This is a genomic window from Ruegeria sp. YTSC199 (assembly GCF_059609725.1).
The window spans coordinates 1-13,240 of sequence record NZ_JBXWMF010000014.1; the positions used below are offsets into that span (position 1 = coordinate 1).

Sequence of the window (13,240 nt, forward strand, 5' to 3'; positions counted from 1 at the left end):
CATACGGAGACCGAAACCTCGTCTGCACATGCCCCCCAATGGACGCATACCAAGACGCCGCAGAATAAAAAATCAGTTCAAAACAGACAAAACCCCCGCCTTGGCGGGGGTTTTCTATTGGGCGGCCTCTTTCTGTTCGGCCGAGGCCAGAAGTGTGGCCAGTTCCGGGCGGCATGATCCGCAATTTGTGCCAGCTTGCAGCGCCTCGCCAATGGCTTCGACCGAGGTCAGGTTTTGAGTCTCGATCTTCGTCAGGATCGTGTTCACGCCAACATCAAAGCAGGAACACAAAATTGGCCCCGGGTCCGGCATGTCCGCCGGCGCGCGGCCGGACAGCAGGCCCAGATTGGGTGCCTGTGGCAGCGTCGCCAGATAATCGCGCATCACCGCAACCGGTTCCGGAGAGGCAAATAGCGCGGCAACCAACCGTCCATTCCGGTGGCAGGCCAGACGGGCCACACCTCGGGCCTGATCCTCGACTGCGGTGACTTCGGCATCGGGTATCCCGAAAAGCTCACTGGCCACGGCGTGCCAGTCATCGACGGGCTTAAGCCCGGCCAGTTCCGCGCGATAGCCAAATTTGGTCGGACTTTGAGCCCAGTAGTCACAGCTGGGTATCATTTCACGGTCGGATACCGCGAACCCGTACCATGCAGCGTTGAAACGGGTGACATTTACGACCGACGCCTTGCTTTCGGGCTGTCCCGAGATCGGGTCGGTTGCCGCCGCCACCACCGCGTCGATGCGAGCCGAGGGTGCGGTTTCTCCAGTCCAGTGGATCGGGGCAAAGACCTGACCCTGGGAGACGTCGCTGTTAATCCGCGCGCGCAGGACGGCATTTCCATGCGGACTGGTCACTTCGACCAGATCGGCGGCGGAAATCTTGTTGGCACGGGCGTCGTCCGGGTGAATGTCCAGAAATGGCTCGGGCAGGTGCGCCGACAGGCGGGGCGACAGTCCGCTGCGGGTCATTGTGTGCCACTGGTCGCGCAGCCGCCCGGTGTTCAACCAGAACGGATAGCGTGGGCTGGTCTGCGCCGCAGGGGCGCGCCATTTGACAGGCAATAGCCGGGCTTTGCCATCGGCGTGAAAGAACTGCCCATCCGCAAAGAACCGCCCGCCTTGTCGCGAGGCGGTCACGGGCCAGCGCGTCGGCTCCAGCGCGTCGTAGTCTGTGGCGTTCAGATCGGCGAGACCCGAGATGTCGAAATCCTTGCCAAACCGTGCCGCCTCACCGGACAGCGCCGCGTGTTCGCGGAAAACCTCGCCCGGGCTTTGAAAGTCGAATGCGGTGCTCCATCCCATCCGCTGTCCGACCTCGCGCAGGATATCCCAGTCGGCGCGGGCCTGTCCGGGTGCGGGCAGAACCGCACGCTGGCGGCTGATGGTGCGGTCTGAATTGGTAACGGTGCCGTCTTTCTCGGCCCAGGCCGAGGCCGGCAGTAGCACATCGGCCAGCCGCGCCGTATCGGTGCGGTCGGTGATGTCCGAGACCACGGTGAACGGGCAGGTGGCGATGGCGTCGCGCACCGCATCGGCCTCGGGCATTGAGACCACTGGATTGGTGTGAATGACCCACAGCGCCTTGATCCGCCCGTCGCCGACGGCGCGGAACATGTCGACCGCTTTCAGGCCGGGCGCTTCGGGCATTGTCGGAGCTGACCAGAAATCACGCACGGCAGCACGGTGATTTGCGTTTTCGATATCCAGATGACAGGCGAGCGTATTGGCCAGCCCGCCGACCTCACGCCCGCCCATGGCGTTGGGCTGGCCGGTTACGGACAGCGGCCCGCAGCCGGGTTTGCCGATCCGGCCTGTGGCCAGATGACAGTTGAGGATCGCGTTGACCTTGTCGCTGCCCGAGGTCGATTGGTTCACGCCCTGGCTGAAGATGGTTACGACCTTCTCGGTTCCTATCCACATCTTGCAAAACTGGGCGATATCATCCGGGTTCAGCCCGGTGACGGATACATCATCAGCCTGCGCGCAAATCAACGCTTCGGTGAAGCCATTCGTTTGCGTCAGGAAATCCCTATCCACCGGGCCGCGTGCGTTAATCTGAGTCAGCAGATGATTGAACAGCGCCACATCGCTACCCGGAGCCAGCGGCAGGTGCAGATCGGCGCTGTCGCACGATGCCGTTCGGCGCGGGTCGATCACCACGACCTTGGTGCCACGTGCCTGCCTTGCGGCCATCAGGCGCTGGTACAGAACCGGGTGGCACCAGGCCAGGTTCGAGCCAACCAGAACCACCAGATCCGCTTCGTCCAGATCCTCATATGTTCCGGGGACGGTATCCGTACCAAAGGCGCGTTTATGCCCTGCGACGGTCGAGGCCATGCAGAGCCGCGAATTGGTGTCGATATTGGCCGACCCGATGAAGCCTTTCATCAGCTTGTTGGCGACATAGTAATCCTCGGTCAGCAACTGGCCCGAAACGTAGAAGGCCACCGAATCCGGCCCGTGTTCCGCGATGGCTTCTCGGAACCGGTCGGCAACCAATTGCAGCGCGTCGTCCCATTCGGTCTCAACACCCGAAACACGCGGGGCCAGCAGACGATGCGACAAACCGATGGTTTCGGCCAGTGCCGAGCCTTTGGAACAGAGGCGCCCGTGATTGGCCGGGTGATCCGGGTCACCGGTGACCGTCACACCTCCGGCACTATCCGGCTGCAGCAGAACACCGCAGCCTACGCCGCAATAGGGGCAGGTGGAGCGTTTGGCACAAGCGTTCAGGTCCTTCACGCGGCGCTCCTTTGCCCCAGTGAGGTGCTGTCCAGCAGGATACGATCACCGTCAAGCTGTACCGGATAGGTGGCGATCTGACCTTCGTCCGCGCCCTGAGCCTGGCCTGAGTTCAGGTCGAACACCCAATTGTGCAGAGGGCAGGTGACGGACTGGCCGTGTACGATCCCTTCCGACAGCGGCCCGCCCTTGTGCGGGCAACGGTCCGAAGCGGCGAAAACCTCATCCTCTGCCGTGCGAAACAGGGCGATACAGCCGACCGGGGTTTTTACCACCCGCGCGCCGCGTAGGGGAATGTCGTCGATATGTCCGATGTCGATCCAGCTCATTCTGCGGCCTCCAGTGTCAGATCGGCCAGGGGCGCAAAGCGCGGGACCTCTTTGGCCTGCTCGGCCCATGGGTCTTTGCGATAGATGGACTGGCTGAGTTCGAAGCGCTCGACCAGCGCGCGGCGGTTGTCCAGATTGTCCACTACGGTTTCCTTGATCCAGTCGAGGCCAACCTTCGCCATCCATTTATATAAACGGTCCAAATACTTGCCGCCCTCGCGATAGGCTTGGGTGATGGCCATGACGACCTCAATCGCCTCTTCTTCGGTGGGGACCTGCACCAGCAGCTCGGTTTCTTTCACGTCCATACCCGCCGCGCCGCCGATACTGATCTGATAGCCGCTATCGACGCAGACCACGCCGATGTCCTTGCAGGTCGCCTCGGCGCAGTTGCGCGGACAACCCGATACCGCCAGCTTCAGCTTGTGCGGCGTCCAGGAACCCCAAAGAATTTTCTCAAGTTTCACGCCCAGCCCGGTGCTGTCCTGCGTGCCGAACCGGCAGTGATCGGTGCCGACACAGGTTTTCACCGTGCGCAGACCTTTGGAGTAAGCATGGCCCGAGACCAACCCGGCCTTGTTCAGATCGGACCAGATATAAGGCAGGTCGCAGCCTTTGACGCCCAGCAGGTCGATGCGCTGACCGCCGGTGACCTTGACCGTAGGCACGTCGTATTTTTCGGCCGCATCGGCAATCGCGCGCAATTCCTCGGGGTTGGTAATGCCGCCCCACATCCGCGGCACGACACTGAAAGTGCCGTCCTTTTGGATGTTGGCGTGTTTGCGTTCGTTGACGAAGCGGCTTTGCGGGTCGTCCTGATACTCTACCGGCCAGTCGGCCAGCAGATAGAAGTTCACTGCCGGGCGGCAGACATGGCAGCCGTTGCGCGTCTTCCAGCCCAGCTCCTGCCAGACGGCTTCCTGACTTTTCAGCTCTTTCGATTTGATGAGGCGGCGGACGTCTTCGTGGGTCAGGTCGCAACACCCGCATACGGGCTGCGCGGTGGGAATCTCGAAGTCGTCGCCCAGCGTGACCTGCAACAACTGCTCGACCAGACCGGTGCAGGTCCCACACGAGGCGCTGGCCTTGGTGGTTGCGCGGATCGCGCCCAAGTCGGTGGCGCCGCTTGCGATGGCTGCGGTGATATCGGATTTGCAAACGCCGTTGCAGCCACAGATTTCCGCCTCAGGCGGCAATGCTGCAACGGCTGAGAGAGGGTCCGCGGAACCGCCCCCCTGATAGGCCGGGCCGAATACCAGCGTCTCGCGCATTTCCGAGATATCCTGGCCATCGCGGATCAGGCCGAAGAACCAGTTGCTGTCGGCTGTGTCTCCATACATGACCGCGCCGACCAGCTTGTCGCCCTCCAGCACCAGGCGCTTGTAGACACCCCGCGCCGGGTCGCGGAAGACGATGTCTTCACGTGTCTCGCCCTCGGCAAAGTCCCCTGCGCTGAACAGATCGCAACCGGTGACTTTTAGTTTGGTAGACAGGGACCGTTGTTTGAACGCGGCCTCTTCACCCAAAAGGGTCTGCGCCAGCGCCTTGGCTTGATCGTAGAGCGGCGCGACGAGCCCGAAAACCTCGCCCTGGTGTTCGACGCATTCACCAACGGCAAAAATGTCCTCGTCCGAGGTCATCATCTGATCGTCCACATGGATGCCACGCCCGACGGCCAAACCTGTCTCTTGCGCCAGCGCGGTGTTGGGGCGGATACCTACAGCCATCACCAGCAGGTCGCAGGGCAATTCGGTTCCATCGTCCAGTAGAAGCGCGCAGGCCTTTCCGTTCTCGCCTGCGATCTCGGTCGATTTGGCATTCAGCAGAACGGTGATGCCTTTTTCCTCCAGCGATTTTTTCAGCAGGTAACCCGCAGCGGCGTCCAACTGACGCTCCATCAGGTGACCCATGATATGCACCACGGTCACGTCGGCTCCGCGCGCGGCCATGCCTGCGGCGGCCTCAAGCCCCAGCAATCCGCCACCGATCACGACGACCTTGTTACCCGCGCCCATGCCCATCATCTGCTGCGTGTCTTCCAGATCGCGATACGCGATCACACCGTCCAGATCATGCCCCGGCATCGGGATCATGAACGGGTTCGAGCCGGTGCCAAAGACCAGCTTGTCATAAGGCACATGACCGTTTTCGCCCTCGACGACTTTCAGCTCGCGGTCGATTTTGACCACTTTCTCGCCGAACCGGCAGGTGATGCCCCGCTCGGCATACCAGGCGTCGTCATGGGTGACGATCTCTTCATAGGTCTGATCACCGGCCAGAACCGGGCTGAGCATGATGCGGTTGTAGTTCCCGCGCGGCTCGGCGTTGAACAGGGTGATGTCGAATGTATCGGGGGCGGCGTCGGTCAGGTGTTCAAGCACCCGGCCCGTGGCCATGCCGGCTCCGACGACTACAAGTTTCTGTTTCATGTCATTCACTCCGCGGCAATGGCTTTGGGGGAAGGGGTCTTGGGCTTGGGTTTTGCCCCGTGCTCGTATTCCTCGAGGAAATCCAACACCTCTTGCCGGTATTTGTAGTAGTCGGGATGGGACAGCAGCGCCTTGCGGGTACGCGGGCGCGGCAGATCGACATTGGTGATCTTGCCGATCGTGGCTTGTGGGCCGTTGGTCATCATCACCACGCGGTCGGCCAGCAGGATCGCCTCGTCCACGTCATGGGTGACGCAGATGGTGGTGACCTTGGTGCGGGACCAGACCTCCATCAGAACTTCCTGCAGCTCCCAACGTGTGAGGCTGTCGAGCATCCCAAAGGGTTCATCCAGTAACAGCAGTTTCGGGCTGAGCGCAAAGGCGCGGGCGATGCCGACCCGTTGACGCATCCCGTTCGAAAGATCAGCGGCAGATTTGTCCATCGCATCGGCCAGACCGACCCGCTCCAGATAGTATTCCACCACGTCCTGCCGCTCGGCCTGGCTGGCGCGCGGATAGACGCGGTCTACGCCGACCGAGACGTTCTCTTTGGCCGTCAGCCATGGGAACAGCGAGGGCGACTGGAACACGACGGCGCGTTCGGGGTCTGCGCCTTCGACATGGCGGCCATCCAGCTTGATTGCGCCTTTCGAGATTTCGTTCAGACCGGCGGCCATGGTCAGTACTGTTGACTTGCCACAGCCCGAGTGGCCGATCAACGAGATGAACTCACCCCGATTGAGCTTGAGATTGAAATCCTCGACCACGGTCAGCGGGCCTTTGGGCGTGGGGTAGACCTTATGCAGCTGGCTGAAATCCAGATAGCGCTCGTCGATCAGGCCTGTCTGCGCCTCTTTCACCGCAGCAGGCACACCGTGGATCGGGGTCACGTCGGGCAGAGTCTTGGTACCTTCGACCTTGGCCTCGATGCCCACATCCATCAGGTATTTTGTGACCTCGCCACGCAAGGCTTTGAACGTCTCGTCATGGTTCATGGCCGAGCGGTCGCGGGGGCGGGGGATAGAGACCTTGAACTCGGTCCCCAGGGTGCCGTCGGGGTTCAGCGGGATGATGCGGTCGGCCAGCAGGATCGCCTCGTCCACGTCATTGGTGATCAGGACACAGGTCTTTCGGTTCTCTTCCCAGATCTTTTCGATCTCTTCCGCCAGATTGCCACGGGTCAGCGCGTCCAGCGCCGAGAGCGGCTCGTCCAGCAGCAGAACCTCGGGGTCCATCGCCAAAGCACGGGCCACGTTCACCCGCTGACGCATCCCGCCCGACAGTTCGGCCGGGCGACGCGTGGCGGCGTGGCTCAGACCGACCATGCGGATGAAATGCGCAACCTTTTCCTCTTTCTCGGCCTTTGGCATCTTTGGGAAAACCGCATCCACGGCCAGCCGCACGTTGCCCGTCACCGTCAGCCACGGCATTAGCGAGTAATTCTGAAAGATCACCCCCCGTTCCGGCGCGGGGCCGGTGATTACCTTGTCACGGAAGGTGACACTGCCCTTGGTGGGGAATTCGATCCCCGCCATCAGGTTGATCAGCGTGGTCTTGCCGGTGCCGGAAAAGCCCAGCAGAACCACGAACTCACCTTCCTGAACCGAGAGATTGATGTCTTTCAGCACATCCGTCGCAGCGGTACCGGTGCCGAAGGACTTGCTGACATTTTTGAAGTCGATCACAGCCATATTGGTCACCGGTTGTTCGAGAAGGTGAACAGGGACTGCAGCGCATACATCACGCGATCCAGCAGGAAGCCGATAATGCCGATGGTGAACACGGCCACCATGATCTTGGCCAGAGAGCTGGAAGAGCCGTTCTGGAACTCATCCCAGACAAACTTGCCCAGACCGGGGTTCTGCGCCAGCATCTCGGCCGCGATCAGAACCATCCAGCCAACACCCAAGGAAAGGCGCAGACCGGTGAAGATCAGCGGCAGGGCCGAGGGCAGCACCAGCTTGGTGATCTTGGTGTAGGTTTTCATTTTCAGAACCTTCGAGACGTTCACCAGATCCTTGTCGATCGACGCCACACCCAGCGAGGTGTTGATCAGCGTCGGCCACAGCGAACACAGCGTCACGGTGATGGCCGAGATCAGGAAGGATTTTGCGAACCAGCCATCGTTGGTGACATAAACGGCCGAGACAATCATGGTCACAATCGGCAACCATGCCAGCGGCGAGACCGGTTTGAAAATCTGGATCAGAGGGTTCAGCGCCGCGTTTGCGGTGGGCGACAGACCCGCAGCGATGCCCAGCGGCACGGCCACGATGGTGGCGATCAGAAAGCCGAAGAACACGGTTTTGATCGAGGTCCAGATCTGGTTGTAGTAACTCGGCGCACCGGTATAGGCGACCTCTTTGACCTTCTCAGGCTGGCCCGCGTCGATGAACTTCTGGTTCCGCTTTTCGACCATCGCCTCGAACTTGGCCTTCTTGGCAGCCTTGGCCTGCGCGTCCTGATGCAAGCTAACCGCCTCGGCCCAGACCTGAGCCGGTCCGGGGACCGCCCCCAACGAGGTCTGCACCTGAGGGGCCAGCGTGCCCCACAGCAGCAGAAAGGCGCAGATCGCCAGCAGCGGTACGGCCAGCAGGCGCCAGATTTCACCTGCCTGGGCGCGGGGGTTGTCGCCTGCGGCGGCGCGTAGGACGGGGGTGATCCAAGACAGGCCTAGAACCTGGAACCATTTGTCGGCGGAATTGATCCGGGTGAACAGGCGCGCGCGGCGCGCCTCGCGTTCAGCCTCGTCAGAGAGTGTTTCGTGGTCGATGGCGGTCATCTTGCGGTCTCCTGGCCCGGGTCGTGGCCCGGGCGGGGTGGAATTTTGAATCGGGTGGGAAATCTCCGGCCATGAGGGCCGGGGAGTGGACTTAGCCCTGGACTTCGGAGCCGATGACGACCTGCTCGCCTTTCAAACCGATCGGCAGGCTTTGCAGGTAGGCGTTGGGCTGACGGGCGTCATAGGGGATGCCGTCGATGATATCCTCGGCCGGGGTGGGGGCTTTGTAGCCGTCGCTGTCCCAGGGGAAGTCGGCCTCATTCGCCAGACCTTCGTCCACCAGCATGCGGGCGGCATCCAGATAGATATCGGGGCGATAGACCGACTTGGCGACCTCGTCATACCAGGCGTCGGTCTGCGGCTCGGCGATCTGGCCCCAGCGGCGCATCTGGGTCAGGTACCAGATGGCGTCGGAATAGAACGGGTAGGTCGCGTTATAGCGGAAAAACACGTTGAAATCGGGCACGTCGCGCTTGTCGCCCTTTTCATATTCGAAGGTCCCGGTCATCGAGTTCGCGATCACGTCGTAATCGGCACCCACATATTCAGGCTGGCTCAGCATCTCGACTGCGGCGGAGCGGTTCGCGTTGTCATTCTCATCCAGCCAGATCGCGGCGCGGATCAGGGCCTTGGTGACGGCGCGGGCGGTGTTGGGGTATTCCTCGGCGAATTCGGCGGTGATGCCGAAGACTTTCTCGGGGTTGTTCTTCCACAGCTCATAATCGGTGATCACCGGCACGCCGATGCCTTTGAATACGGCCTGCTGGTTCCACGGTTCACCAACGCAGTAGCCATAGATGGTGCCAGCCTCGAGTGTCGCGGGCATTTGCGGCGGAGGGGTGACCGACAGGAATACATCCGCACCGATCTGACCGGTCACATCTTCGGGGCTGTAATAGCCAGGGTTCAGACCTCCGGCGGCCAGCCAGTAACGCAATTCGTAGTTATGGGTCGAAACCGGGAAGACCATGCCCATGTTGAACGGCTTGCCTTCGGATTTGTACTTCTCGACCACCGGGGCGAGCGCCTCAGCGGAAATCGGGTGCTGTGGTCGGCCGTCCTCCATCACCGGGATGTTTGGCTTCATTTCTTCCCAGATTTCGTTCGACACGGTGATGCCGTTGCCGTTCAGGTCCATTGAGAAGGGGGTGACGATATGCGCCTTGGTGCCATAGCCAATGGTCGCGGCCAGCGGCTGACCGGCCAGCATATGCGCACCGTCCAGTTGCCCGTCGATCACGCCGTCCAGCAGCACTTTCCAGTTGGCCTGAGCCTCGAGCGTTACAAACAGGCCCTCGTCCAGGAAGTAACCATTCTCATAAGCCACGGCCAAAGGGGCCATGTCGGTCAGTTTGATAAAGCCGAAGGTCAGTTCGTCTTTTTCCAGTTCCAGCGTCTCGGCCACGGCCGGGCTGATCAGGGCGGTGGTGGCGACAAGGCCTGCAATCAGTCTTTTCATGTGGGTCTGTCCCTTTTCTTGGTCCCGGGGATGCCGGGCGTGAAAAACAAAAAAGCCGCTGCACACTCTGACCGGGAGGACGTGGTCAGAGTGTGAGCGGCTTTGCTCAGTCGATCCCAAACTTTGGGAAGAATTCTATCGACACACGCCATTGCGTGCCGTTGCGGTCAGATTCGGAAAAACCAGGCCACGGTTCAAGTGGTTTTGCTGCGTTGCGGCATGATTTTCTGCGATTGCTCAGTTCTCCGCCGGGCGGTGCCTGTTTTTTAGGCGTCAGAAGTCCTGCGGATCAAAAATGCGCCCGTCCAGAAACGCGTCCCGCTTCAGTGACAATTGCCCGTTATGCGAGGCAACAGGAGTGGTTTCCCGAATCGCGCCTTCGAGCTTTTCCGACGCGCCGGGCAGGTCGGCCCCGATATCGGCCAACTGATTGCGGTAGATATCGCTACGGAACACGCTGCCCGCCCGCGCCCGCGCCAGATGCGGGTCCAGACCGTACCGTGCGGCCAGACGCTGAGCGATCCACTTAGCCTGGCTGCGCCACGGGAAGTTCGCAGCCCCGTCATGGAATTCAAGGAAACCGGGAACCTCGCGCTGCTCCGCCTGCCCCGAGATGGTGAACCGCCCAGAAAGCGCGCGGTCGATCAGTTCCGAGGGCAGGTTCAGATAGGCATCGCGCGCCAGGATCTCGGCGGCGGCGGTTTGGCTGCCCGGCTGGCCCAACCAGCGCCCGGCCCGCCAGACGGCCCGCATCAGTTTGCCTAAAAGGTGCGGTTCGGTCTCTGCCCACTCGGTGCGCACTGCCAGCACCTTTTCCGGCGCAAAGGCCCAGATCGCCTGGCCGGGCAACAGTAATGCGCCCGCCTGCGACTCCACCGCGACCGAGCCCCAGGGCTCACCCACACAAAACGCATCCACATCCCCTTCGGCCAGCGCCTGCGCCATCAAGGGCGGCGGGATGGTGCGCACTTCGACCCTAACGTCTGAAAGATCCGTGGCCTCAAGCCAGCAATGCAACAGTTCCACATGTAGCGAAAAAGGGAAGGGAACGCCAAAGACCAAAGGCCGATCCGCGACCGAGGCCAGCGCAGAGGCGGCCTTGAACGGATCTTGGAAGTCGAAATCATAGCCTGTCTCGCGTAGGCGGGTTTCCAAAGCACGGCTGACGCCGATGACGTCTCCGTTCACTGACAGGACCGAGACCGCGGACAAGGGTTGCGTCACTCCGCCCAGCCCCAGTGCCATCGCCACGGGTACGGGTGACAGTAAGTGCGCCGCATCGACCCGGCCAAAAGCCAGCATATCACGTACCGACGACCACGAGGGCGCGGCGATCAGCTCCAGATCAATCCCTTCGGCGCGGGCCAGGCCCATCTCATGCGTCACAATCAGCGGCGCGGCATCGACCAAGGGTACATAGGCGACAGGCAGGGTGACCGTATTCATGACAACAACCCTGATGCAGTGACCAGCGCCTCGGCCACGTCGGCGACGCGGCGACCCTGATTCATGGCAGCCTTGCGCAACAGGGCGTAAGCCTCTTCTTCCTCGATCCCGCGCGCCTTCATCAACAGGCCCTTGGCGCGATCGATCACCTTGCGTTCCTCCAGCGCGCGTTTGGTCTCGGCCAGTTCGCGACGCATTTGGCGAACGATCTGGAAGCGGGCGATGGCGGCATCCAGCACCGGTTTCAGCCGGTCGGGCTGCATTCCGTCGACCACATAGGCCGACAACCCGGCCTCAATCGCCGTCGAGGCCAGATCCCCCGCCGCGCCCGACACGAACATCGCCACCGGGCGTTCCAGCGGGCCAGACGCCAGCGTCAGTTCTTCAAGCATGTCGCGGGTTGGATTGTCGATATCGATCAGCACCACATCGGGGACCAGTGCCGCAATCTTGCGCGCCAGGCTAGAGACATTGCCGATCACATGCACATCATAAGACCCGGACGCCTTGAGAGCATCGACAATGGCAATCGCGCGTTCGCGGTCTTCTTCAACGACAACTATGGTCAGGGTGTCTGGCATGGCTTCTTTTCACTGGCCAGTTGCTTGTTCACAAGGGATTGGGCGTGATTCTGTTCAGGTTCCGGGGGCTATGCCTAAAAAACAGTCAAACTGTCCGGAAATGACGGTAACCGGCCATACGTCTTTCGCCTATCGGAAACTTGCGACCGCAAGTGCGGCGAAAACCGATGTCGTTTTCTGACTTTCAAGCGTCTTTTCTGCTTGCCGTGCTGTGGCGGGCTTTCTAGGAGTTGTGGCGGGACACCCCTCCCCAACGAGGGGCGTGTATCTGGAAGGGTAATACACATGACTATCGAACAACCGGCAACGCGGCCGGTGAATCCGCGTTTTTCTTCGGGCCCCTGTGCCAAACCCCCTACATTTGATCTGACCAAACTGGCCGATGCCGCGCTGGGCCGGTCGCACCGGGCCGCTGTTGGCAAGGACAAGCTGAAGGCAGCCATCGAAGGCACGTGCGAAGTGCTGGGCATTCCGGCAGACTACAAGATCGGCATCGTTCCCGCCTCGGACACCGGCGCGGTCGAGATGGCCCTGTGGTCGCTATTGGGCGAACGCAAGGTCGAGATGCTGGCCTGGGAAAGCTTTGGCTCGGGTTGGGTGACCGACGTGGTCAAGCAGTTGAAGATCGACGCCGAAGTGAAAACCGCCGATTACGGGCAGATCGTGGATCTGGCCTCGGTCGATTTCGCCAATGACGTGGTGTTTACCTGGAACGGGACAACCTCGGGTGTGCGGGTTCCGAATGGCAACTGGATCGCCGATGACCGTCAGGGTCTGACGATCTGTGACGCGACCAGTGCAGCCTTTGCGATGGATCTGCCGTGGGACAAGTTGGATGTGACCACGTTCAGCTGGCAGAAAGTGCTGGGCGGTGAAGCGGCCCATGGGATGCTGATCCTGTCGCCCCGGGCAGTGGAACGGCTGGAAAGCTACACGCCCGCATGGCCGCTGCCAAAGATTTTCCGCCTGACCAAGGGTGGCAAGCTGATCGACGGTATTTTCACCGGTGCGACGATCAACACGCCCTCGATGCTGGCGGTCGAAGACTACCTGTTCGCGCTGGATTGGGCGCGCTCGGTTGGCGGTTTGCAGGGGCTGATCGCCCGTGCTGATGCCAATGCCGGCGCGGTGCATGCGTTCTGCGACCAGAATGGCTGGATCACTAATCTGGCCGAGGATGCGGCGACGCAATCCAACACCTCGGTCTGCCTGAAATTCACCGATCCGCGCATTCAGGACGGCGCGACATTCGCCAAAGCCGTGGCCAAGCGGCTGGAGGCCGAGAACATCGCGCTGGATATCGGGGCCTATCGCGACGCGCCTGCGGGCCTGCGCATCTGGTGCGGTGGCACGGTTGAAACTTCGGATATCGAGGCGATGCTGCCTTGGCTGGCATGGGCCTTCGAAGCCGAAATCGCGGCGCAATCCGAAGCCGCCTGATCTTTTTCACCGGGCCACATCAGGCCCGG

At 61.4% G+C, this 13,240-nt stretch carries 9 protein-coding genes; 1 reads left to right on the top strand and 8 read right to left on the bottom strand.

Going from position 1 to position 13,240, the window contains the following annotated elements; genetic code table 11:
* Positions 1 to 114 precede the first annotated feature (114 nt).
* From AC2FEE_RS14200 to AC2FEE_RS14235, 8 genes are all read right to left on the bottom strand, one after another.
* Positions 115 to 2,745 (bottom strand): molybdopterin-dependent oxidoreductase, encoded by a 2,631-nt coding sequence (locus tag AC2FEE_RS14200; RefSeq protein ID WP_496865980.1) that lies wholly within the window; start codon positions 2,743 to 2,745, stop codon positions 115 to 117.
* Positions 2,742 to 3,074, bottom strand: a complete 333-nt coding sequence (gene nirD / locus AC2FEE_RS14205; protein ID WP_496865981.1) for a nitrite reductase small subunit NirD — start codon at positions 3,072 to 3,074, stop codon at positions 2,742 to 2,744. The genes AC2FEE_RS14200 and nirD overlap by 4 nt, the downstream gene beginning before the upstream one ends.
* Positions 3,071 to 5,503 (bottom strand): nitrite reductase large subunit NirB, encoded by a 2,433-nt coding sequence (nirB, locus tag AC2FEE_RS14210; RefSeq protein WP_496865982.1) that lies wholly within the window; start codon positions 5,501 to 5,503, stop codon positions 3,071 to 3,073. The genes nirD and nirB overlap by 4 nt, the downstream gene beginning before the upstream one ends.
* 5 nt (positions 5,504 to 5,508) lie before the next feature.
* On the bottom strand, positions 5,509 to 7,194 hold the full coding sequence (locus AC2FEE_RS14215; RefSeq protein ID WP_496865983.1) for an ABC transporter ATP-binding protein: 1,686 nt from the start codon (positions 7,192 to 7,194) through the stop codon (positions 5,509 to 5,511).
* 5 nt (positions 7,195 to 7,199) lie between these two features.
* Entirely contained in the window at positions 7,200 to 8,285 is a 1,086-nt protein-coding gene (locus AC2FEE_RS14220) for an ABC transporter permease (RefSeq protein WP_496865984.1), read from the bottom strand.
* A 91-nt stretch (positions 8,286 to 8,376) separates the two neighbouring features.
* Positions 8,377 to 9,744, bottom strand: a complete 1,368-nt coding sequence (locus AC2FEE_RS14225) for a CmpA/NrtA family ABC transporter substrate-binding protein (RefSeq protein ID WP_496865985.1) — start codon at positions 9,742 to 9,744, stop codon at positions 8,377 to 8,379.
* A 273-nt stretch (positions 9,745 to 10,017) separates the two neighbouring features.
* Positions 10,018 to 11,190: an ABC transporter substrate-binding protein gene (locus tag AC2FEE_RS14230; RefSeq protein ID WP_496865986.1), complete on the bottom strand. Its 1,173-nt coding sequence runs from the start codon at positions 11,188 to 11,190 to the stop codon at positions 10,018 to 10,020.
* The gene (locus AC2FEE_RS14235) at positions 11,187 to 11,771 is read right to left on the bottom strand and encodes an ANTAR domain-containing response regulator (RefSeq protein WP_496865987.1); all 585 of its coding nucleotides are present in this window, start codon (positions 11,769 to 11,771) and stop codon (positions 11,187 to 11,189) included. The genes AC2FEE_RS14230 and AC2FEE_RS14235 overlap by 4 nt, the downstream gene beginning before the upstream one ends.
* A gap of 285 nt (positions 11,772 to 12,056) precedes the next feature.
* On the opposite strand from AC2FEE_RS14235, the gene AC2FEE_RS14240 reads away from it, so the two are divergent.
* Positions 12,057 to 13,211 (top strand): phosphoserine transaminase, encoded by a 1,155-nt coding sequence (locus AC2FEE_RS14240; protein WP_496865988.1) that lies wholly within the window; start codon positions 12,057 to 12,059, stop codon positions 13,209 to 13,211.
* Positions 13,212 to 13,240 lie beyond the last annotated feature (29 nt).

What these genes read in the sequence shown, in the direction of transcription:
- nirD (WP_496865981.1), bottom strand. Translation starts at nt 3,074, where the DNA reads ATGAGCTGGATCGACATCGGACATATCGACGACATTCCCCTACGCGGC.
- AC2FEE_RS14230 (WP_496865986.1), bottom strand. Translation starts at nt 11,190, where the DNA reads ATGAATACGGTCACCCTGCCTGTCGCCTATGTACCCTTGGTCGATGCC.
- AC2FEE_RS14225 (WP_496865985.1), bottom strand. Translation starts at nt 9,744, where the DNA reads ATGAAAAGACTGATTGCAGGCCTTGTCGCCACCACCGCCCTGATCAGC.
- AC2FEE_RS14235 (WP_496865987.1), bottom strand. Translation starts at nt 11,771, where the DNA reads ATGCCAGACACCCTGACCATAGTTGTCGTTGAAGAAGACCGCGAACGC.
- AC2FEE_RS14215 (WP_496865983.1), bottom strand. Translation starts at nt 7,194, where the DNA reads ATGGCTGTGATCGACTTCAAAAATGTCAGCAAGTCCTTCGGCACCGGT.
- AC2FEE_RS14220 (WP_496865984.1), bottom strand. Translation starts at nt 8,285, where the DNA reads ATGACCGCCATCGACCACGAAACACTCTCTGACGAGGCTGAACGCGAG.
- AC2FEE_RS14240 (WP_496865988.1), top strand. Translation starts at nt 12,057, where the DNA reads ATGACTATCGAACAACCGGCAACGCGGCCGGTGAATCCGCGTTTTTCT.
- nirB (WP_496865982.1), bottom strand. Translation starts at nt 5,503, where the DNA reads ATGAAACAGAAACTTGTAGTCGTCGGAGCCGGCATGGCCACGGGCCGG.